The following is a 21289-nucleotide window of genomic DNA, read 5'->3' on the forward strand; positions in this document are numbered from 1 at the left end:
GGAGGGGAGTACTCCCTACCAGCTGCGGCGTACCCGTCAATACGGATCTGGCCAGATCCCGGGGCGTCGGCCCGAGGTACCAGGCGTGTCGAACGCCAGCGGTGGCACGGGTGGAAGAGACCTCCGGCAGCGACGACGCTGACATTTGCCGTTACGTACTGCCGGAGGCGCAGTGGAAGTTTCCACGACCCTATGGGTCCTGACCATCGTGGGCCTTGCCGCCCTGATCGCGGTCGATTTCTTCATCGGCCGCAAACCACATGACGTATCGATCAAGGAAGCCGGGATCTGGACGGTCGTCTGGATCGTCCTGGCCGCGCTCTTCGGGCTCGGCCTGCTCGTCTTCTCCGGGGGCCAGCCGGCCGGGGAGTTCTTCGCCGGCTTCATCACCGAGAAGTCGCTGAGCGTCGACAATCTGTTCGTCTTCGTGCTGATCATGGCGAAGTTCTCGGTGCCCTCGCAGTACCAGCAGCGAGTCCTGCTCATCGGCGTGCTGATAGCCCTGGTGCTGCGTGCCATCTTCATCGCTGCGGGCGCGGCGATCCTCTCCAGCTTCGCTTGGGTCTTCTACATCTTCGGCGCCTTCCTGATCTACACCGCCTGGAAGCTGATCCAGGAGGCCAGGGCCGACGAGTCCGAGGAGGAGTGGGAGGAGAACAAGCTGCTCAAGGCGGCCGAGAGGCGCTTCGGCGTGGCCGACCGCTACCACGGCACCAAGCTGTGGATCGAGCAGAACGGCAAGCGCGTCATGACGCCGATGCTGGTCGTGATGCTCGCCATCGGCACGACGGACGTGCTCTTCGCGCTCGACTCGATCCCGGCGATCTTCGGTCTGACCCAGGACCCGTACATCGTGTTCACGGCCAACGCGTTCGCGCTGATGGGCCTGCGCCAGCTGTACTTCCTCATCGGCGGTCTGCTGAAGAAGCTGGTCCACCTCTCCTACGGTCTGTCGGTCATTCTCGGCTTCATCGGCGTCAAGCTCGTGCTGCACGCACTGCACGAGTCCGGCGTCCACGTCCCCGAGATCTCCATACCGGTCTCGCTCGGCGTGATCTGCGCCGTTCTGATCGTCACCACGATCACCAGCCTGATGGCATCCAAGAAGCAGGCGGCGGCCGAGGCGGCGCAGAAGGAGACCGAAGGCACTCCGCAGGACAGCGTCGAGGCCGGACGGCCGCAGGCGTAGAGACACTCGGCACCGGGAGCGCGCTGGTCGCCTTGCCGACCACCGCTCCCGGTGCTGGTTCGTCTCCTGGAGTGGCGCCGACCGGACGAATCCGGCGTCGCCCGTCCTCTCCTCAGCCGACGCCGCTCGATCTCGTCTCAGCCGGTGGTCGCTTCGGCCGCGACCGCCCGCACCGGTCGCGTCTCCGGCAGTAGTGCGAAGCAGCCCAGGCTCAGCAGTGCGATCCCCGTCAGATACGCGGCCACGCCCCAAGGGGTCCCGTCGCCCTGAGCCGCGGCCGTCGCCACGATCGGGGTCAGGGCACCGCCGAGCACCCCGCCCAGGTTGTAACCCACCGCGGCCCCCGTGCAGCGCACACGGGGCTCGTACAGCTCCGGCAGATACGCGGCGATCACGGCGAACATGGTGATGAACGCGAGCATCGCCATGAGGAACCCGAAGAACATCAGCAGCGGCTCTCCGGTCGCCAGGAGTCCCACCATGGGGAACATCCACAGCGCGGACGCCGCACATCCGACCAGACACATGGGCCGCCGGCCGAACCGGTCGCCGAGGAGCGCCGCAACAGGTGTGAGCGCGCCCTTCACGACCACGGCGGCCATGATGCAGGCCAGCATGACCGTACGGTCCACGCCCAGCCGTTCGGTGGCGTACGCGAGGGACCAGGTCGTCACCGCGTAGAAAACGGCGTACCCGGTCGCGAGCGCCCCGGCCGTCAGCAGCACCAGTCGCCAGTGGCCGCGCACCACTTCGGCGAGCGGCATGCGCGCGTGGTTGTCGATGCCGAGGAACTGGGGGCTCTCGGCGAGCGAGGAGCGCAGCCACAGCCCGGCCAGGGCCAACGCCCCCGCCGCCCAGAACGGCACCCGCCAACCCCAGGACGCGAACTGGGCATCCGACAGCGTCGCCGACAGCACCAGCATCACGCCGTTGGCCAGCAAGAACCCCACCGCCGGGCCGATCTGCGGGAAGCTCGACCACAACGCGCGCCGCTCGGCGGGCGCGTGCTCCGCGGTCAGCAGCACGGCGCCGCCCCACTCCCCGCCGAGCCCGAGCCCCTGCAGGAAACGCAGCGTGAGAAGGAGCACGGGAGCCGCCACGCCGATCGAGTCGTACGTGGGGACACAGCCGACGGCCACGGTCGCCGTACCGGTCAGCAGCAGCGAGGCGACGAGAACCGGTCGCCGACCGCGCCGGTCCCCGATGTGCCCGAACAGCACCGACCCCAGGGGCCGGGCGACGAAGCCGACGCCGAAGGTCGCGAAGGCGGCGAGCATGCCGGCCACCGGCGAGAACGTCGGGAAGAACAGCGGCCCCAGGACCAGTGCGGCCGCCGTGCCGTACACGAAGAAGTCGTAGAACTCGATGGCCGTCCCGGCGAGCGAGGCGGTGGCGAGCCGCAACATGGAGGGTGGTCTCACGGTGTGTGCATGGCGCATGCCGCGTCAACTACCCACGGTGACCGGCGGTTACGGGGGCGCACGGTGGTCCGTACGACGTCAGTGCGTACCCCAGGTCTCAGTACGTCACCGTGATGCGCCGGGCGGGCCCGTCGACGCGCATCGCGCCCCCGTACGGGATGACGACCTGGGGATCGGTGTGCCCGAGGTCCACGTCGAAGACGATCATCATGTCGGGGGCGTACACACGCAGGGCGCGCAGAACGGCCTCGCGCTGCTCGGCGGCGTAACGGGCGGCTTCCTCAGGGCTGTTGGGGCGCTCGAAGGACCAGGTCCTGGCCCGGCCCATCAGGAGCGCGGAGAAGCGCTGGAGCAGCCCGCGCTCGCCCATGTTCCTCAGGGTGCGGAACACCTCCTCGCCGCTCGGCAGTTCCTCCGAGGTCTCCAGGAACAGCACGCCTCCGTCGAGTACCGAGAGATCGCGGGGAACCTCGCGGTCGGCCATCAGCAGCCAGCCCACGATCTCCAGACAGCCGCCCCAACTGCGGCCTTCGACCACCCGGTCCGCGTTCACCCAGGTCCACCCCGTGCCCGGCCGGGTCTCCGGCTCGGACTCGAAGGTCGCCGGGTCCGCCCAGTCGCGGCTGACGTCGCGCCACCGCTCGGCGGGCCTGAGCTCGTACTCACCCGAGGTGAAGAGCGCCGCCCGCACCGACTCCGCGGTCAGTGGGTCCATGGCGACCGGCCGGCCCAACTCGGCCATCACGGACGCGCCGTGGTAGCCCACGATGCCGGTGTTCCAGAGGTACGCGAGCATGCTCGTGTTGTCGCTCCAGCCGAAGAAAGGCTTCGGGTTGGCGCGGATCAACTCCCGGTCCAGCAGCGGCAGCACCGTGATCTGGTCGTCGCCGCCGATCGACGCGATGACCGCCTTGATGTCCGGGTCGGCGAAGGCCGCGTGGATGTCGTCGGCGCGCTCCTGGGGTGTCGAGCCCATCTTCCGGGTCGTCGGGTACTCGACCGGTTCGAGACCGTAGTCCTCGCGCAGCCGCTCCAGGCCCAGTTCGAAGGGGAGGGGGAGGAGTCCCGGCAGCCCCGAGGACGGGGAGAGCACGGCTACGCGGTCGCCGGGGGAGGGCTTGGGAGGAGAGGAGGGCGCGGTCATGCGGGGAGCGTACGGGCTCACTCACTGTCGGTGCACCGTGATAAACCGGGTCCGAGCAGCGGCCTTGAGCAGACCGCCCCCGCCCACCGGACCGGAGGAACAGTGCCCCGCACCCTCGCCAACGCCCCGATCATGATCCTCAACGGGCCCAACCTGAACCTCCTCGGCCAGCGCCAGCCCGAGATCTACGGCTCCGACACGCTCGCCGACGTCGAGGCCCTGTGCGCCAAGGCGGCGGCCGCGCACGGCGGCACGGTGGACTTCCGCCAGTCCAACCACGAGGGCGAACTGGTCGACTGGATCCACGAGGCCCGGCTGAACCACGCCGGCATCGTCATCAACCCCGGCGCCTACTCGCACACGTCGGTCGCGATCCTGGACGCCCTCAACACCTGTGACGGTCTGCCCGTGCTGGAGGTCCACATCTCCAACATCCACAAGCGGGAGGAGTTCCGGCACCACTCGTACGTCTCGCTGCGCGCCGACGGCGTCATCGCGGGCTGTGGGGTCCAGGGATACGTGTTCGGGGTGGAGCGGGTCGCGGCGCTGGCGGGGGTGGGGCAGGCGGACACCTGAGCCCCACCCGTACGGGGCTCGCGATCCGCTCGCAAGCCCCGTCTCAGAGCCGTCCGGCGTCCACGATCCGCCGCAGGAAACGCCGTGTGCGCTCCTGCCGCGGGTCTGCGAAGACCTGCTCGGCGGTGCCGCGCTCCAGGACCACGCCGCCGTCCAGGAAGCACACCTGGTCCGCGACCTCGCGGGCGAAGCCCATCTCGTGCGTCGCCAGCACCATGGTCATGCCGTCGTCCTTCAGATCCCGGACGACAGTGAGGACCTCGCCCACGAGCTCGGGGTCGAGCGCGGCGGTGATCTCGTCGAGGAGCAGCAGCCGGGGCCGTACGGCCAGTGCGCGGACGATCGCGACCCGTTGCTGCTGCCCGCCGCTCAACCGGTCGGGGTACTCGCTCGCCTTGGCGCCGAGTCCGAGCCGCTCCAGCAGCTCCCGGGCCCGCTCCTCGGCCTCCGCGCGGGCCACGCGGTGGACGCGGCGCGGGGCGAGGGTGATGTTCTCCAGCACGGTCATGTGCGGGAAGAGATTGTAGGCCTGGAAGACCACGCCGATCCGGCGGCGCACCGCGTCCTGGTCCGCCCGGGGGTTCGTGATCTCCTCGTCGTCCAGCCAGATCGCCCCGTCGTCGATCTCCTCCAGGAGGTTGGCGCAGCGCAGCAGTGTCGACTTGCCGGACCCGGAGGCACCGATCAGGGCGGTCACCGTGTGCGGGGCGACCTCCAGATCGACGTTGCGCAGGACGACCGCATCGCCGAAGGTCTTGCGGACGGACTCCATCCGCAGCACCGGCGGCCGCGTCGAGGACTGTTCGGGGGACTCGCTCATGGGGTGCCTCCCTGGGCCCTGCGACGGTCCATGCGGGCGGTGACCCAGTCCGTGAAGCGGGTCATCGGGATGGTCAGCGCGACGAAGACCAGCCCGGCGACGATGTACGGCGTGTAGTTGAGACTGCGGCCCACGATGATGTCGGCCGCGCGGACGGCGTCGACCGCGCCGCCGATCGACACGAGCCCGGTGTCCTTCTGCAGCGACACCAGGTCGTTGAGCAGCGGTGGCACCTGGCGGCGCACCGCCTGGGGGAGGACGACGTGCCGCAGTGCCTGCCGGTTGGTCAGGCCGAGGGAGCGTGCCGCCGCCCGCTGCGAGGGGTGCACGGACTCGATGCCCGCGCGGAACACCTCGGCGACGTACGCCGAGTACGTCAGCGTCAGTGCCGTACCGCCCAGCAGCACCGGATCGACGGTCACGCCCTGCAGCCGCAGAGCGGGGACTCCCAGGACGACGATCATCAGGTTGATGATGAGCGGCAGTCCCCGGAAGAAGTCGGTGTAGGCGGCGGCCAGGGCCCGCAGCGGGAAGAAGACCGGGCCGGGCAGGGTGCGCGCGATGGCGATGAGCATGCCGAGGACGAGCACCGCGACACCGCACACCAGCAGCAGCCGGACGTTGAGCCACAGCCCGTCGAGGACCTTGGGGAGCGCCTCGCGCGCGTACCCCCAGTCGAAGAACGTCTCCTTGGTGCGCGGCCAGCCGGGCGCGCCCACGACGACCAGGTAGAGGACGACGGCCGTGACCAGGGTCGAGAGCGCGGCGATCGCGGTCGCGCGGCGGGCGCGGGCACGCTGGTACGCCTCCCGCTCGATCCGCCGCTGGGAGGGGACGTACGCGTCGTCCCCGCCCCGCATGTCGCCCGGCTCGTCCTGCCCGGACTCCTCCTTCAGAACAGTCACTTGAGCACCGTCACTTGAGAACCGGGGCGTCAACGGCGTCGGACAGCCACTGCTTCTCGACCTTCGCCAGCGTGCCGTCCTCGCGCAGGGCGTCCACCGCGTCCGTCACGCACGGGGTGAGCGCGCTCCCCTTGTCGAGGACGAGGCCGAACTGCTCCGGCGTGCCGCCCTGGTTCTCGAACTGCCCCACGATCTTCGCGTCCGTCACCTCGGCCGCGGTGATGTAGAAGGCGGTCGGCAGGTCGACCACGATGGCGTCGACCTGGCCGTTCTTCAGCGCGGACTTGGCCTGGTCGTTCTTCGCGAACGCGGCGGCCTCCTGCTTGGGCTTCACCACGTCGTTGATGTAGTCGAGGCTGGTGGTGCCGACCTGGGCGCCCAGCTTCACGTCCTTGAGGTCCGCGATGCTCGTCGCCTTGGCGGCCTTGGAGTCCTTGAGCGCGATGACGGCCTGGCGCACGTCGTAGTAGCCGGACGAGAAGTCCACGGCCTTCTTGCGCTCGTCGCTGACGGACACCTGGTTGATGTCGAAGTCGAAGGTCTTCTCGCCGGGCGCGAAGGCCTTGTTGAAGGGCACGGTCTGCCAGACCACGTCGGCCTTGTCGTAGCCGAGTTGCTTCGCCACGGCGTACGCGATCGCCGACTCGAAGCCCTTGCCGTTCGCGGGGTCGTCGTCCTTGAACCAGGGCTCGTACGCCGGCTTGTCGGTCGCGATCGTCAGCTTGCCGGACGTCTCGGTGCTCAACCTGCCCTTGGCGCAGTTCTCCTGAGCGGAGCCGGAGGCCTTGCCGGAGGCGTCGCTCTCGGGCTGCGGGGCGCAGCCCACGGCGACGGCGAGCAGGGCGACGGTGGCGGCGGACGCGGCGCGGCGCAGGGCGCGAGGCGCTCCAAGGGCGAGATGCATGGCGGGAGACTGACAGCGCCGCATCCCGTTTGTCGAGGTCACGACGGCAATTGTCCGCATATTGGGAACGGGTGTTGCGATTTCGTGAACAGCCGGGCGGAAGGCCCGAGGGGCCGCCGGCCGAGGGCGGGGATTGAGTGGCCGGCGGCCCATACCGCACAGGAGCCGTCATCCCGTGCGGGACTGCTTCCAGTGGACTGCGCCAATGACTGCGCCGGGAGCGCGCGAAGGGCACCGGCGCGTGTGTTCGGTTCACACGGGGCGCGTACGGCGCGCGCTCTGCGGCGCGCGCCGTGCGGCGCATCAACTGCCGCCCGACACCAGGGATTTCAGGTACTCAAGTGACACCAGGGTCGTCGGGAACGCCAGGCCTCAGGGCCGTTGCCACCTGTCCCGTGGGCCGATGTCACCAGCCCCGTGCGTGCCACTCCGGCAGGTGCGGACGCTCGGCGCCCAGCGTCGTGTCGTCGCCGTGGCCCGGGTAGACCCACGTCTCGTCCGGGAGCGGGTCGAAGATCTTCGTCTCGACGTCGCGGATCAGACTGGCGAACGCCTTCGGGTCCTTACGTGTGTTGCCCACACCTCCCGGGAACAGACAGTCCCCCGTGAACACATGAGGGTGGCCGTGCGGGTCGTCGTAGACGAGCGCGATCGAGCCAGGGGTGTGGCCCACCAGGTGGCGCGCGGTCAGCTCGACGCGCCCCACCCGGATCGTGTCGCCGTCGTCGACCGGGACGTCGGTCGGCACCGGGATGCCCTCGGCGTCGTCCCGGCCCGCGTACGTCCGCGCGCCCGTCGTCGCCACGACCTCGGCGAGCGCCTGCCAGTGGTCGCCGTGCTGATGCGTGGTGACGACGGAGGCGATGCCGTCGCCGCCGATCAGCGTGAGCAGCGTGGCCGCGTCGTTCGCCGCGTCGATCAGCAACTGCTCGTCGGTGGCACGGCAGCGCAGCAAGTACGCGTTGTTGTTCATCGGGCCGACCGCGACCTTGGAGATCATCAGGTCCTGCAGTTCGTGCACATCCGCAGGGCCGCCGACCGTCACCGCTCCGCTGTACGTCATGGCTGCAAGCCTATAGCGGGGGCAGCGAGGGGAGGGGGCCGCCGTCGGCGCGCAGTGCGGACCCGTCGCGGCGGCCCGCCAGCCAGCCGAGGAGGTCGGCCTGGCGGCCGCTGACCGTGAGCCCGGGGAGCGGCGGCTCGTAGCCGCTGTCGAGCTGCTCCTCGGAGACGGGCTCGGCGGCTCCGGTGGGGAGCATGCGCCCGTCGTCCTGCTTGATCAGCAGCGCGGGGACGCCGGGGTGGTTGCGGAACCGGTCGGCGAGGAAGTTGATCTCGCGCTGGGTGAACTCCTTCGAGAGGTCCTCCAGCTCGTACCCGATGCCGAGGTCCACGTGGTGGATCTCCACCTCGATCCAGCGCCGGAACGGCACCATCGCCGCCTGGTCGGTCACGCCGTTGCGCAGCTCCACCGTGCGGGACCAGTCCGCGGAGACCGAGGCGGCGTCCTGGAAGCGGCCCATGCTCTCGCGTACGTCGGCGAGCTGGACGTCCAGGGGGCGCGGCGCGTCCCGTTCGATGTCGGCGTCCCGAGCGTCCGCGGAGACGTACATGGGACGCCCCTGGAGGACGTTCACGAGCGCGTCCGCGTTGCGGGCGAGGTGGGCGAGGATGTGGCCGCGGGTCCAGCCCGGCAGCCGTGACGGCTCGGCGACGGAGGCGTTGTCCAGTTTGGCGGCTGCGGTGAGGAGCCGCTCGGTCGCATCACGTACAGATGCCAGGTCGCGCGCGTGATCCATCATGAGGCCGACCCTAGCGCCGCCACACGTTTGGGTGAAGGATGTGGACCGCCGCCGCAAATCGAATGCGCGTGCTATATGGTCGGGTTCTGCGTCGGGCATGCTGGAAGGCCCGGGATTGTTGAAGAACGGGGAAACAGGACCGGCGCTGTCAGTGGCTCCCCCTAGTCTGTGAAGGGCGGGGGCCCCGCCCCTGCTACTTCACTCAAGAAAGGTGCGGACCGGCGTGGCCGACCGTCTCATCGTCCGTGGCGCGCGCGAGCACAACCTCAAGAATGTCTCGCTCGACCTGCCGCGCGACTCGCTCATCGTCTTCACGGGCCTGTCAGGGTCGGGCAAGTCCTCGCTGGCCTTCGACACCATCTTCGCCGAGGGCCAGCGCCGCTACGTGGAGTCGCTGTCCTCGTACGCACGGCAGTTCCTCGGGCAGATGGACAAGCCGGACGTGGACTTCATCGAGGGTCTGTCCCCGGCTGTCTCCATCGACCAGAAGTCGACCTCGCGCAACCCGCGCTCCACGGTCGGCACCATCACCGAGGTCTACGACTACCTGCGCCTGCTCTTCGCGCGCATCGGCAAGCCGCACTGCCCCGAGTGCGGCCGCCCGATCTCGCGCCAGTCGCCGCAGGCCATCGTCGACAAGGTCCTGGAGCTGCCGGAGGGGAGCCGCTTCCAGGTGCTGTCGCCGCTGGTGCGCGAGCGCAAGGGCGAGTTCGTCGACCTGTTCGCGGACCTCCAGACCAAGGGCTACTCCCGTGCGCGCGTGGACGGGCAGACCATCCAGCTCACCGAGCCGCCGACGCTGAAGAAGCAGGAGAAGCACACCATCGAGGTGGTCGTCGACCGCCTCACGGTGAAGGACTCCGCCAAGCGCCGCCTCACCGACTCCGTGGAGACCGCCCTCGGCCTCTCCGGCGGCATGGTCGTGCTCGACTTCGTCGACCTCCCCGAGGACGACCCCGAGCGCGAGCGCATGTACTCGGAGCACCTGTACTGCCCGTACGACGACCTGTCCTTCGAGGAGCTGGAGCCCCGCTCCTTCTCCTTCAACTCGCCCTTCGGCGCCTGCCCCGACTGCACCGGCATCGGTACGCGCATGGAGGTCGACCCCGAGTTGATCGTCCCGGACGAGGAGAAGTCGCTCGACGAGGGCGCCATCCACCCCTGGTCGCACGGTCACACCAAGGACTACTTCGGCCGTCTCATCGGAGCCCTCGCCGACGCCCTCGGCTTCCGTACCGACATCCCCTTCGCCGGTCTGCCGCAGCGCGCGAAGAAGGCCCTGCTGTACGGCCACAGGACGCAGATCGAGGTCCGCTACCGCAACCGGTACGGCCGCGAGCGTGTCTACACCACGGCCTTCGAGGGCGCCGTCCCCTTCGTGAAGCGGCGGCACAGCGAGGCCGAGAGCGACGCCAGCCGTGAGCGCTTCGAGGGCTACATGCGCGAGGTGCCCTGCCCCACCTGTGAGGGCACCCGCCTGAAGCCGATCGTCCTCGCGGTCACGGTCATGGAGAAGTCCATCGCCGAGGTCTCCGCGATGTCCATCAGCGACTGCGCCGACTTCCTGGGCCGGCTCAAGCTCAACGCCCGCGACAAGAAGATCGCCGAGCGGGTGCTGAAGGAGGTCAACGAACGGCTGCGGTTCCTGGTCGACGTCGGCCTGGACTACCTCTCGCTGAACCGCGCGGCCGGCACCCTCTCCGGCGGCGAGGCCCAGCGCATCCGTCTGGCCACCCAGATCGGCTCCGGACTCGTGGGCGTGCTGTACGTGCTCGACGAGCCGTCCATCGGTCTGCACCAGCGCGACAACCACCGGCTGATCGAGACCCTGGTCCGCCTGCGCGACATGGGCAACACACTCATCGTCGTCGAGCACGACGAGGACACCATCAAGACCGCCGACTGGGTCGTCGACATCGGCCCCGGCGCCGGCGAGCACGGCGGCAAGGTCGTGCACAGCGGTCCCCTGAAGGAGCTGCTGGCCAACGCCGAGTCGATGACCGGGCAGTATCTGGCCGGCAAGAAGGAGATCACGCTCCCGGACATCCGCCGCCCGGTCGACCCCGGCCGCAGGCTCACCGTGCACGGCGCCCGCGAGAACAACCTCCAGGACATCGACGTGTCCTTCCCGCTGGGCGTGCTCACGGCCGTCACGGGCGTGTCGGGCTCCGGAAAGTCCACGCTGGTCAACGACATCCTGTACACGCACCTGGCCCGCGAGCTGAACGGCGCAAGGACCGTCCCCGGACGGCACACGCGCGTGGACGGCGACGACCTCGTCGACAAGGTGGTCCACGTCGACCAGTCGCCCATCGGCCGCACCCCGCGGTCCAACCCGGCGACGTACACCGGCGTCTTCGACCACGTCCGCAAGCTGTTCGCCGAGACGACCGAGGCGAAGGTGCGTGGCTACCAGCCCGGGCGCTTCTCGTTCAACGTCAAGGGCGGCCGCTGCGAGAACTGCTCCGGCGACGGCACCATCAAGATCGAGATGAACTTCCTGCCGGACGTGTACGTCCCGTGCGAGGTCTGCCACGGGGCGCGCTACAACCGGGAGACCCTGGAGGTCCACTACAAGGGCAAGTCCATCTCCGAGGTCCTGGACATGCCGATCGAAGAGGCCCACGGCTTCTTCGAGGCCGTGCCCGCGATCGCCCGCCACCTGAAGACGCTCAACGACGTCGGCCTCGGCTACGTCCGGCTCGGCCAGCCCGCGCCGACGCTGTCCGGCGGTGAGGCGCAGCGCGTCAAGCTGGCTAGCGAGCTGCAGAAGCGGTCCACCGGACGCACGGTGTACGTGCTCGACGAGCCGACCACCGGTCTGCACTTCGAGGACATCAGCAAGCTGATCACGGTGCTGTCGGGCCTCGTCGAAAAGGGCAACACGGTCATCGTCATCGAGCACAACCTCGACGTCATCAAGACCGCCGACTGGGTCGTCGACATGGGCCCCGAGGGCGGCAACGGCGGCGGCCTCGTCATCGCCGAGGGCACGCCCGAGCAGGTCGCCGGGGTCCCGGCCAGCCACACGGGCAAGTTCCTGCGCGAGATCCTGGGCGCCGAGCGCGTCAGCGACGCCGCCCAGGTGAAGGCCCCGCGCAAGGCCGCGGCCAGGAAGACGGTCGCCGCCACGTCGACGGCCAGGAAGACAGCCACGGCGAAGACCGCCAACAGCACGGCGACCAAGAAGGCCGCCGCGGCCACGAAGAAGGTGGCCACGAAGAAGACGGCCACCGCGAAGAAGACAGCGCGGGCCCCCAAGGCCTGAGGCCCCGCCCGCGAGGCGGGACAGACGAGCACGCGACGGGCGGTGTCCCGGGGAACTCCCCTGGGGACACCGCCCGCCGCACGTCAGCAGCCTTTCGCGTCCACCAACTCCGCCTGCTCCACCAACTCCGCCTGCCCCACTCACTCCACGGCTACGGTCACAGTTCGCCCAGTTCGGTGGCGTACGGCGGTTCCGCGCCCGCCCGGGAGCAGGTGATCGCCGCAGCGCGCGCCGCGAACCGCAGCAGCCGCGCCCAGCCGTCGGCACCCAGACCCACGAGCGCGTCGGGAGCCAGGGCGCCCCACGTGGACAGCCCGTGCAACAGGGCCGCGTTCACCGTGTCGCCGGCGCCGATGGTGTCCACGACGTCGACCCGCTCGCCCGGGACGGAGTGCTCGGAGCCGTCGCGGGTGAAGACCGTCAGCCCGTCGCCGCCGTGCGTGACCACGACGGCGGAGGGGCCGGAGGCCAGCCACTCGCGCGGGGTGCCGCCGAGCCACTGGGCGTCCTCCTCGGAGAGTTTCAGCAGGGACACCGACGGCAGCCAGCTCTTGAACCGGGCACGGTAGGCGTCCGCGTCCGGTATCAGCCCCGCCCGGATGTTCGGGTCGAGCGCGGTGAACACCCCCTGGGCCGCGGCCGTCCGCATCAGTTCCTCGTACGCGCTCGCGCCGGGCTCCAGGACGAGCGAGCAGGTGCCGAAGGACACGGCCTTCGTGCCGGCGGGAAGGCGGTCGGGAGCCTCGAACAGCCGGTCCGCGGTGCCCTCGACGTAGAAGGAGTACGCGGCCGAACCGCTCTCGTCGACCGAGGCCACGGCGAGCGTCGTCGGCTCCGTACCGCGCTGCACGGAGGCCACGTCGACACCCGCAGCCCGCAGCCCGTCCAGCAGTGCCTCACCGAAGGCGTCGCGTGAGACGCGGGAGCAGAACGCGGTGGGCGAGCCGAGGCGGCCGAGGGCCACCGCCGTGTTGTAGGGGCCGCCGCCACGAGCGGGCTGCAGCCCCACGAGGGCGCCCGCACCCTGCGGTACCAGGTCGATCAGGGCCTCACCGGCGACGACGATCACGAGACGGATCCTTTCTCGGAGTCCTTCGGGTTCCTCACGCCCTCGGAGGTCCCCGGACGCGTGGTGCTCTCGGGGCTCTCCGGGCAGCCGCACGAGCCGCGGTGGACGAACGTGGAGGGGAGCCGGACGGTACGGGCGGGCTGGTCGGGCGCGCCCAGCCGCTCCAGCAGCAGCCGCACGGCCTGCGCGCCGATCTCCTTGCTGGGCTGGGCGACGGCGGTCAGCCGTGGGTGGAACAGGTCGGCCCACGCGAAGTCGTCGAAGCAGCACAGCGCCATGTCGTGGGGAACGCGGACGCGCAGCTCGCCCAGGGCACGCAGGGCGCCGATGGTCATGGCGTTGTTGCCGGTGACGAGCGCCGTGGGCGGGCTCGACCGGGTGAGCAGCTCACGGGTCACGCGCCGGGACACCTCCGCGTCGGAGTCGCCCCGGGCCACGAGCGACTCGTCGTACGGCAGTCCGGCGGCCGTGAGGCCGAGACGGTAGCCGGTGATCCGCTCGCCCGTGGTGCTGAGGCCGGGCAGGCCCGCGACCAGCCCGATGCGCCGGTGGCCGAGATCGGCGAGATGTCCGACGAGCCGTGCCATGGGCTCGGTGTTCTCGGTGCAGACCTGGTCGAAGCGGAACGGGTCGCCGTCGGGCAGGGTGACCAGCCGGTCCAGGAACACGGTCGGCACGTCGTGCCGGCGGAGGTAGTCGAGGAGACCGTCGGGCCGCGCCGACGGTGCGACGATCATGCCGTCCACGCGCCGTTCGTGCAGGAGCTGGACGACCTTCCGCTCGTGCTCCGGGTCGTCGTGCGGATCGGCGATCAGCAGGCTGTAGCCGTGCTCCAGAGCACCGGCCTCGACGCCCTGGAGGATCTCCGTGAAGTACGGGTTGCTGACCGCCGACACCGCGAGCCCGATGGACCGTGTCCGTGAGGTGACCAGGGAACGGGCCAGCGTGTTCGGCGTGTAGCCGAGTGCCTCGATGGCGTCGAGGACGAGTTGGCGGGTCTGTGGCCGCACGGCGCGCGTGTTGTTCAGCACGTGCGAGACGGTCGCCACGGACACACCCGCGTGCTGCGCTACATCGACCATCGTGGCCAAGGCGGTCCCCTCCTCGGACACGGTGAGCTGCCTGGGCGGGAAGCTACCGCATGCGAGGGCATACGTAAACGTTTGCGCAAGCGTTTACGTATCGAGGCGGAATCATTGACGTGTCCGGGCGCGGGCGTCCGCGTCCCCGGGGCTTCCGCCGGAAGGGTGCCTGCGGTGCCCGTTACTCCCAGTCCCAGCCGATGCCCAGGATCCCCGAGCGGACCCGGGGCTCGACCAGGTGGACCGAGCGGTGCAGGCGGCTCAGGGGCAGTTCGTGGTGGCCGGTGCGCGGGGCCGCCGCCGTGTGCTGGGTGAAGCGGTGGCAGCGCGTGGGCATGGCCCGCTCGTCGAAGCACACCTGGAGCGCGTACTGCCCGCCCGAGTAGCCGAACCCGCGGGCGTACTCGTGGGACGTCCCGGCCGTGCCGTCCTCGACCCGGTACCGGAAGAGGAAGGTGTCGCCCGTGCGCAGCCGGATGTCGAAGAGCAGTTCCGCGACGAGTACTCCGGTGTCGCGGTGCCACCGCATCCGCCCGGTGCGGCAGTTCTCCAGGGCGTGTACGGTCATGCGCTCCGGCGAGCACCCCGGGTCACCGTGGTGCACGGCCACATAGCGGTCCACACCGTCCTTGTGGGCGCGCACGATGTGATGGGACTCGCGTGCCAGCAACTCGCGGTGCGCCCCGATCCGGACCCGTTCGTGGTGGGCGATGGTGTGCAGGCCGCCGTCGAGCGACGCCTCCAGTTCGTTCAGGAGCTGTTCCAGCACTCCCGACGCCTCCACGAGGGAGCGGTACGAGCGGCCCGCGTGACGCTCCTGGCCAGGGCGTTCCTCGGTCTCGGCGAGCAGGCGGATCAGAGACTCGTCGGGGAGGCGGAGAATCTCCTCCAGGGCGCGCACGGCCCGCAGGGACTCGGGGCGCTGTGGCCGTCGGGCGCCCTGCTGCCAGTAGCTCAGGCTGGTCACGCCGACCTTCACCCCGTAGCGCGACAGGTGGTGCTGGACGCGCTGCAGGGGCAGCCCGCGCGCGGCGATGGCGGCGCGCAGGGCGACATGGAAGGGGCCGCTGCGCAAGGCCGTCTCCAGTTCCGCCGCGGTGAGGTCCGCCTCCGTCGTGGCGACGTCCGCGTGCTCTGTGCCGTGCAGCATGCAGGGGCCTTTCTGTCCGGGGCGCGGACGGCGGGTCGGACCGTTCGCGTATGTGCGTCAGGCGCCCGGTGGGCGCCGGTGCCCGTGTGCCGGAACTCCGCACCCCCATGTGGGCAGTTCACGGCGCCGGGCCACCCCGCATTGAAGCGTGTTGACCATGCTCCGACAACACCTGGCGCGGAACACCACGCTCACCCGTCAAGCCGTCTACGGCCCCGGCTCCGGGCCCAGAAGATCGCGTATCGCGCGCCCGGACAGCCACGACTTGTGCAGGAATCCACGGGCGGGGCTCGCGGCGACGAGCTCCTCGAAGTCGTCCAGGGAGTGCGTCGAGATGAGGATGATGACGGAGGAAACGGTCTCCGCCAGCCGCGTGGCCAGGTCGAAGCCGCTCTCGCCGTCGAGGTCCAGATCCACCAGTACGACGTCCGGGGCAAGCTCGGTGGCCCGCGCGACCGCCTGCGCGCCCGTCGAGGCGACGCCGACGACAGTGACCCCGTCGCGCTCCAGCAGGGAACGCGCTGCCTCCAGGAACCGGGCGCTGTCATCGACGAGCAGACAGCGCATGGACATGCAGCAAGGGTGCCAACCGGTCGGTGATTGCGCCTTCCAGCTAGCCGGAAAAGTGCGGCGTGTTCATGTCCCGTGGGCGGCAGGGCCGGGGGAATGTGCTGAAGTCCTGTGCCGGTTGGCGCGGTTGCCGCTCACCTGGCGCGGTGCAGCGACATGGGCGCTAGCATGACGCTGCCCTGGGGGAGGCCGAGCAGCCTGGTCAAAGCAGGGGTGCGTCATGCAGGCACCGCACAGGAACGCGGGAACACGCCGGATCCGGCGAACCCTGGTCACAGGGACGCTGGCCGCCGCCCTGCTGCTGGCAGGGTGCAGCGGAGGCAACGGCTCGGGCGGGGGGAAGCGAGCGCCGAGCGACACCACCTGCGACGGCAGGATCGAGGGCACCGAACGCATCACGGTGTGGTTCCACACCGGGCAGAGCGGTGAACTCGACACCATGCGCGACCAGGTGCGGCAGTTCAACAGGACCCAGAAGCAGGTGAGGGTCGAGCTCGTCGCCCTGCCCCGGACGCCGTCGTACACCGCTCTGGTGGACTCCGCGGCGGCCAGCGGCGACCTTCCCGACCTGCTCGACTTCGACGGCCCGCACCTCTACAGCTACGCCTGGTCCGGCAAGCTCAAGCCGATCGACTCCTGCGTGCCCCGGAAGACCCTGGACGATCTGCTGCCGTCGATCCGCCGGCAGGGCACGTACGCCGGGCGGTTGTGGGGCATCGGAACGTTCGACTCCGGACTCGGTCTGTACGTAAGGCCGTCGGTGCTGAAGAAGGTGGGTGTGCGCATCCCGCGTGGCGTCGACGACGCCTGGACGGCCGGCGAACTGACCGGCATCCTCCGGAAACTCCGTGAGGAGGGTTACAAGAGGCCGCTCGACCTGTGGCTCCACCACGCCTCGGACGGCGGCGAGTGGAACACCTACGCGTTCGCGCCGGCCCTGTGGTCGGCGGGCGGCGACCTCATCGACCCCGAGTTCCGCACGGCTGACGGTTACCTCAACGGCCCGGCGTCCGTCAGGGCGCTCACCATCCTGCAGAACTGGGTCAGGGAAGGGCTCGTGGACCCGGGCAAGGACGACGAGGCGTTCGTCGAGGGCCGCAGCCCCATCTCCTGGATGGGCCACTGGAGATACGCCGAGTACACGAAAGCGCACCCCGGTGACGTGGCGATCGTGCCTCTGCCCGACTTCGGCAAGGGCACCGTCACGGGGATGGGGTCCTGGCAGTGGGGCATCACGTCGGGCGCCACCGACGGTGACGCGGTGTGGCGCTTCCTCGCGTATCTCCTGCGTCCGGAACAGGTCCTCAAAATGAGCGAGGCGAACGGCGCGGTCCCGGCGACGAACCGCGCGGTGAAACTCTCCTCCGCGTACGGCGCGGGCGGTGCCGAGCGGCTGTTCCTCGAGCAACTGCGGGACGGGGTCGCCCGGCCACGCCCGCAGACGCCCGCGTACCCGGCGATCACCACTGCTTTCTCGCGCGCCTTCGCGAAGATCGTCCTCGACGGCGCCTCCGTCAGGAGGACCCTGGACCAGGCGGCCCGGGCCATCGACAAGGACCTGGCCACGCACGACGGTTACCCGCAGAGCGGGCCGTGAGCGGCAGCGGAGCGTCCGCGCCTCCGGCCCACGTCCCGAGCGGCGGGGGTCCACGCGGAACAGGGAACGGATGGACGGCTCACAGGGTTCCCCGGCATCCTGAAGAAGCCGCGCGAGCAGGGGCACCAGAGGCCACTCGGCCGCACTGGGCGAAGGTGGGACAGGTGGACGCGAACAAGGACCCAGAAGTCCACGTGAGGGGCCGCAAGGCGGGGCCCTGGCCGGGATCCGGGCGGCACCAGGACTCCACGGAGGCGTCCTCATGGCAGGTGCGCGCCCTCGGCAGGGACCTCACGGGTCACCGTTGTCACCCTCGCCCGGGGCGTTGAGGACCGACCGTGCGCCGCGGACCGACCGGAAGACGCCTGCTCGCGCCACGCCGCGCGCCCCGAACGAGCCCCAAGAGCGCGCCCGCGCAGGGCACGAGCTCCACGGGAGCGGACGTGCCGGACGCGAGCCCCATGAACGTACCCGCGCCGGACACGACCCCCTCGAGCCCCACCGGCGCACCGGCACGTCGCCCTTCGCCCCCGGTCCGCCTAGCGATGCTCGCCCGCCTGCGCGTCGGGCCCAAGCTGATGCTCCTCGTGCTGCTGCCGGTGACCGGGCTGCTGGTCTTCACCGCCGCCGGCGCCGTGACCCAGTGGCGCGAGGCCCGGACCTTGGGCCACTTCCGCACGGCGACCGCGGTCGCGCACGCGACCACCGGGGTCTCCGACGCCGTCGCCCGGGAGCGGATCGCCGCCGTCCTGGCCAGGCTGCGGCCGGGGCCGGGCACGCTGAAGGAACGGTCCGCCGCCGAGAGCGCCACCGACCGCGCCGTGAAGCGGGCAGCCGCACGCGCGGAGTCCTGGTCGGGGCCCACCGACGTCGCGGGCCGCCTCGACGCCCTGAGCCGCGAACTGCACGCCGTACGCGCCCAGACGGGCACCGGCTCCCTCGGCCCCCAGGGCGTGACGACGCAGTACGGGAGCGTCGAGGACCGCCTCCTGCACACTGTCGCCGACCTGGAGTCCGGCCGCCCCACCCGGGACGCGGGCCGCGCCGCCGACGCCCACCTCGCCCTCCTTTCGGCCATCGAGGCCGCCGAGCGGGAACGCGCCGAACTGGCCGTCCTCCTCGACGCACCCCCCGGCAGACGGCCCGTCGCGGTGGGCCGCTGGCAGGCACTGGAGGAGGCCCAGCTCGACACCTTCCGGCAGAACACCTCGCCCGCGCTGAAGAGCGAGCTGTACGCCGCTCTGCTCCGGGCTCCCGGCCGGGCCGTCCGCGAGGTCCGCGACACGCTCGCCGCGCCGGCCGGGACGACCGCCGGCCTGCCCTCGTACGACCGCTGGCTGGCCGTCTCCGGGGCACGCGTCCAGGACCTGCGCCGCATCGAGGACAAGGCCGCGCGCGAACTGGCCGACGAGGCCGACCGCGATCTCACCGCCGCCCGGTCCGGTGGCGCGCGGGACCTCATCGTCTCCCTGCTCGTCCTGGGCGTCGTCACCGCGCTCGCGCTGGCCCTGCGCCGCTCGATCACCCAGCCCCTCGGCGACGTGTCCGCGGGCGCCCGGGCCCTGTCGGACGGCGACCTCTCGTACGACGTGGGCTACGCGGGACGCGACGAACTCGGCGACGTCGCCGACACCTTCCGCGGCCTGCGGGGGACCACCGAGCGGCTGGTCGGTGAGATCCGCGCCATGAACACCGCGATCAACGCGGGCCGCTTCGAGCACCGCGCCGACGTCGTCTCGTTCGAGGGCACCTGGGCACACCTGCTGCGCGGCATGAACGGCACGATGGCGTCCTTCGCCGCGGCGCACGGGCGACGGGAGAAAGCCGAGCAGGAACTGGAGAGCATCTTCAACCTCTCCCTCGACCTGCTCTGCATCTGCGGTTTCCAGGGTTACTTCAAGCGCGTGAACCCCGCCTTCGAGCGGACCCTGGGTTACCCGGGTGAGGTGCTGTTGTCCAAGCCGGTCCTCGAGTTCATCCACGAGGACGACCGGGCACGCGCGCGTGCCGCCTTCGAGCGGCTGGCGAACGGGCACGCGGTGGAGGAGTTCGAGAACCGTTGCGTGCGCGACGACGGCACCGAGCGCTGGCTGGAGTGGAGTGCCTGGCCGGTTCCCGAGGAGGGCCTCATCTACGGCGCCGCGCGCGACGTCACCGAGAGCCGCCGGGCCGCCCGTGAACAGGCCGCGCTGCGCCGGGTCGCCACCGCAGTGGCCAACGGGGTCCCGCCGTCCGAGGTGTTCGCGAGGGTCGCGGAGGAGGTGGCGGAGCTGCTGGGGACCGCCGTGGCCGTGCTGCGGTACGAGTCCGACGGCTATTTCACGGTCCTCGGGATCGCGCAGGACGCAGTGGGCGAGGGAGAGGGCGAGGACGCGGGCGGGGGCGAGGACGCGGGCGGGGACGGGGACAAGGGCAGGGACAAAAACAGACACGACGACGCCTGGCCCCGGCGGGCCGCCGTGGCGGGACGTTCCGCGGCCGCGCCCATCGTCGTCGACGGCCGGCGGTGGGGTGCCGTCGTCGCGGCCTCGATGGTGGAGCCGCTGCCCGGCGACACCGAGTCGCGTCTCGCCGACTTCACCGAACTCATCGCCACGGCCATCGCCAACGCCGACAGCCGCGCCCAGCTCACGGCCTCCCGCGCCCGTGTGGTGGCCGCCGGGGACGCCTCCCGGCGCCGCATCGAACGCGATCTGCACGACGGCGTCCAGCAGCGCCTGGTCTCGCTCCAACTGGAGCTGCGGCTGGCCGAGACCCTGGTGACGGACCGCTCCGGTGAACTCGGGCGGCGTCTGGCGCAGGTGGGCAAGGGCCTCGACGACGCCTTCCAGGACCTGCTCCAGGTGGCCCGCGGCATCCACCCGGCCGTCCTCTCGCGTGGCGGCCTGGGCCCGGCCCTGCGCGCCCTGGCCCGCCGCTCCGCCGTCCCCGTGGAACTCGACCTCGGGCTGCCCGCTGCCCGCTTCCCCGAACAGTTGGAGGTGGCCGCGTACTACGTGGCCTCCGAGTGCCTCACCAACGCCGCCAAGCACGCGAGCGCGACGGTGGTGACCATCGCGGCCGAGGACCGGGACGGCGTCCTGGAGTTGATGATCCGGGACGACGGCGTCGGCGGAGCGGAGCCCGGCAAGGGATCCGGACTCATCGGACTCATCGACCGCGTCGAGGCGGCGGGCGGCCGGCTGGACGTCGTCAGCCCACCGGGCGGCGGTACGACGCTGACGGTGCGGCTTCCCGTGCCGAGGCGCCCCGAGAGGGAGTGAGCGAGCACAGCCCTGGGAGCACAGCCCCGGGAGCACGGCCGTGGCCTCCCGCGGGCATGGCGGGCCGCCCGGAGCGTACGCGGGTGTCCAATCGAGGGGGAGTCATTGGACTCGGTGACGTGCGTACGGTCCGGGCGGCCGGGGCGGACGGTAGAGGCGACCGTCCGGTTCTAGGGGCGGGTGTTCCCGCCGTGCCGTGCGCCCTGGCGGCGCCTGGCGCGCACGATGTCGGGGTCCCTGGGGTCGCGGAGGGCGCTGAGGGAGAGCATGTCGTCCGTCTGCCGACGGACGGGGGCCGACCGTCGCTTCTCGATCCGTGTCTGCCGCATGTGCGCAGCCCTTCGAGCGATGTTCCGATGACCCGCCACCCCTCTTCTCACTTCCGGAGCGGCACGTCCCTTGCATCTGCACTGGTTCGAGCATCCCGTCCCGACGTCAAGGTGTCGTCATGGCCAGCCCCCAAGTAGGTTTCCGGCTAGCCGGAAGTGGTCGGTTCCGGCAGGCTGTTGGTCGCGCACCGCATGGGATC

Annotated in this window: 17 protein-coding genes; 5 read left to right on the top strand and 12 right to left on the bottom strand. The window is 70.8% G+C overall.

Annotated elements, in window-relative coordinates:
* Nucleotides 1–172 precede the first annotated feature (172 nt).
* The gene (locus AB0959_RS02475) at nt 173–1189 is read left to right on the top strand and encodes a TerC family protein (protein WP_366824368.1); all 1017 of its coding nucleotides are present in this window, start codon (nt 173–175) and stop codon (nt 1187–1189) included.
* A 137-nt stretch (nt 1190–1326) separates the two neighbouring features.
* Here the strand turns inward: AB0959_RS02475 and AB0959_RS02480 are convergent, their stop codons facing one another.
* Entirely contained in the window at nt 1327–2595 is a 1269-nt protein-coding gene (locus AB0959_RS02480) for an MFS transporter (RefSeq protein WP_366824601.1), read from the bottom strand.
* Nucleotides 2596–2707: 112 nt separating this feature from the next.
* Nucleotides 2708–3754, bottom strand: a complete 1047-nt coding sequence (locus AB0959_RS02485) for a S66 peptidase family protein (protein ID WP_366824369.1) — start codon at nt 3752–3754, stop codon at nt 2708–2710.
* 102 nt (nt 3755–3856) lie between these two features.
* On the opposite strand from AB0959_RS02485, the gene aroQ reads away from it, so the two are divergent.
* Nucleotides 3857–4330, top strand: a complete 474-nt coding sequence (gene aroQ / locus AB0959_RS02490; protein ID WP_366824370.1) for a type II 3-dehydroquinate dehydratase — start codon at nt 3857–3859, stop codon at nt 4328–4330.
* Between the two features lie 43 nt (nt 4331–4373).
* On the opposite strand, the gene AB0959_RS02495 is transcribed toward aroQ, so the two are convergent.
* From AB0959_RS02495 to AB0959_RS02515, 5 genes are all read right to left on the bottom strand, one after another.
* Entirely contained in the window at nt 4374–5150 is a 777-nt protein-coding gene (locus AB0959_RS02495) for an amino acid ABC transporter ATP-binding protein (protein ID WP_366824371.1), read from the bottom strand.
* Complete coding sequence (locus AB0959_RS02500) at nt 5147–6055, bottom strand: amino acid ABC transporter permease (protein WP_366824372.1); 909 nt, start codon at nt 6053–6055, stop codon at nt 5147–5149. Before AB0959_RS02500 ends, AB0959_RS02495 begins: the two co-directional genes overlap by 4 nt.
* A gap of 10 nt (nt 6056–6065) precedes the next feature.
* Complete coding sequence (locus tag AB0959_RS02505; RefSeq protein ID WP_366824373.1) at nt 6066–6959, bottom strand: ABC transporter substrate-binding protein; 894 nt, start codon at nt 6957–6959, stop codon at nt 6066–6068.
* Between the two features lie 406 nt (nt 6960–7365).
* Nucleotides 7366–8022 carry an MBL fold metallo-hydrolase gene (locus AB0959_RS02510; protein WP_366824374.1) on the bottom strand — a complete coding sequence of 219 codons (657 nt, stop codon included), beginning with the start codon at nt 8020–8022 and terminating at the stop codon, nt 7366–7368.
* A 10-nt stretch (nt 8023–8032) separates the two neighbouring features.
* Nucleotides 8033–8761, bottom strand: a complete 729-nt coding sequence (locus AB0959_RS02515) for a maleylpyruvate isomerase family mycothiol-dependent enzyme (RefSeq protein WP_366824375.1) — start codon at nt 8759–8761, stop codon at nt 8033–8035.
* 223 nt (nt 8762–8984) lie between these two features.
* On the opposite strand from AB0959_RS02515, the gene uvrA reads away from it, so the two are divergent.
* Nucleotides 8985–12029, top strand: a complete 3045-nt coding sequence (gene uvrA / locus AB0959_RS02520; RefSeq protein ID WP_366824376.1) for an excinuclease ABC subunit UvrA — start codon at nt 8985–8987, stop codon at nt 12027–12029.
* A gap of 157 nt (nt 12030–12186) precedes the next feature.
* Here uvrA and AB0959_RS02525 read toward each other — a convergent pair whose 3' ends face one another.
* The 4 genes from AB0959_RS02525 to AB0959_RS02540 form a co-directional block, all read right to left on the bottom strand.
* Nucleotides 12187–13098 carry a carbohydrate kinase gene (locus tag AB0959_RS02525; RefSeq protein WP_366824377.1) on the bottom strand — a complete coding sequence of 304 codons (912 nt, stop codon included), beginning with the start codon at nt 13096–13098 and terminating at the stop codon, nt 12187–12189.
* A complete protein-coding gene (locus AB0959_RS02530; RefSeq protein WP_366824378.1) occupies nt 13095–14189 on the bottom strand; it encodes a LacI family DNA-binding transcriptional regulator in 1095 nt (364 codons plus the stop codon). Before AB0959_RS02530 ends, AB0959_RS02525 begins: the two co-directional genes overlap by 4 nt.
* A 172-nt stretch (nt 14190–14361) precedes the next feature.
* Entirely contained in the window at nt 14362–15330 is a 969-nt protein-coding gene (locus AB0959_RS02535) for a hypothetical protein (RefSeq protein ID WP_366824379.1), read from the bottom strand.
* 207 nt (nt 15331–15537) lie between these two features.
* On the bottom strand, nt 15538–15903 hold the full coding sequence (locus AB0959_RS02540) for a response regulator (RefSeq protein ID WP_366824380.1): 366 nt from the start codon (nt 15901–15903) through the stop codon (nt 15538–15540).
* Nucleotides 15904–16120: 217 nt separating this feature from the next.
* Here AB0959_RS02540 and AB0959_RS02545 point away from each other — a divergent pair, with 217 nt between their 5' ends.
* Entirely contained in the window at nt 16121–17497 is a 1377-nt protein-coding gene (locus AB0959_RS02545) for a sugar ABC transporter substrate-binding protein (RefSeq protein WP_366824381.1), read from the top strand.
* 461 nt (nt 17498–17958) lie between these two features.
* Nucleotides 17959–20760, top strand: a complete 2802-nt coding sequence (locus AB0959_RS02550) for a nitrate- and nitrite sensing domain-containing protein (protein WP_366824382.1) — start codon at nt 17959–17961, stop codon at nt 20758–20760.
* Between the two features lie 170 nt (nt 20761–20930).
* Here AB0959_RS02550 and AB0959_RS02555 read toward each other — a convergent pair whose 3' ends face one another.
* Nucleotides 20931–21089: a hypothetical protein gene (locus tag AB0959_RS02555; protein ID WP_366824383.1), complete on the bottom strand. Its 159-nt coding sequence runs from the start codon at nt 21087–21089 to the stop codon at nt 20931–20933.
* Between the last annotated feature and the right edge of the window lie 200 nt (nt 21090–21289).

This window comes from Streptomyces sp. NPDC046862 (assembly GCF_040704615.1).
GTDB lineage: Bacteria > Actinomycetota > Actinomycetes > Streptomycetales > Streptomycetaceae > Streptomyces.

Bases quoted from the DNA above. Each gene is read 5' to 3' on its own strand.
- AB0959_RS02480 (WP_366824601.1), bottom strand. From the start codon at position 2,595: ATGTTGCGGCTCGCCACCGCCTCGCTCGCCGGGACGGCCATCGAGTTC.
- AB0959_RS02485 (WP_366824369.1), bottom strand. From the start codon at position 3,754: ATGACCGCGCCCTCCTCTCCTCCCAAGCCCTCCCCCGGCGACCGCGTA.
- AB0959_RS02495 (WP_366824371.1), bottom strand. From the start codon at position 5,150: ATGAGCGAGTCCCCCGAACAGTCCTCGACGCGGCCGCCGGTGCTGCGG.
- AB0959_RS02505 (WP_366824373.1), bottom strand. From the start codon at position 6,959: ATGCATCTCGCCCTTGGAGCGCCTCGCGCCCTGCGCCGCGCCGCGTCC.
- AB0959_RS02510 (WP_366824374.1), bottom strand. From the start codon at position 8,022: ATGACGTACAGCGGAGCGGTGACGGTCGGCGGCCCTGCGGATGTGCAC.
- AB0959_RS02515 (WP_366824375.1), bottom strand. From the start codon at position 8,761: ATGATGGATCACGCGCGCGACCTGGCATCTGTACGTGATGCGACCGAG.
- AB0959_RS02535 (WP_366824379.1), bottom strand. From the start codon at position 15,330: ATGCTGCACGGCACAGAGCACGCGGACGTCGCCACGACGGAGGCGGAC.
- AB0959_RS02540 (WP_366824380.1), bottom strand. From the start codon at position 15,903: ATGTCCATGCGCTGTCTGCTCGTCGATGACAGCGCCCGGTTCCTGGAG.
- AB0959_RS02545 (WP_366824381.1), top strand. From the start codon at position 16,121: ATGCAGGCACCGCACAGGAACGCGGGAACACGCCGGATCCGGCGAACC.
- AB0959_RS02550 (WP_366824382.1), top strand. From the start codon at position 17,959: ATGAACGTACCCGCGCCGGACACGACCCCCTCGAGCCCCACCGGCGCA.
- AB0959_RS02555 (WP_366824383.1), bottom strand. From the start codon at position 21,089: ATGCGGCAGACACGGATCGAGAAGCGACGGTCGGCCCCCGTCCGTCGG.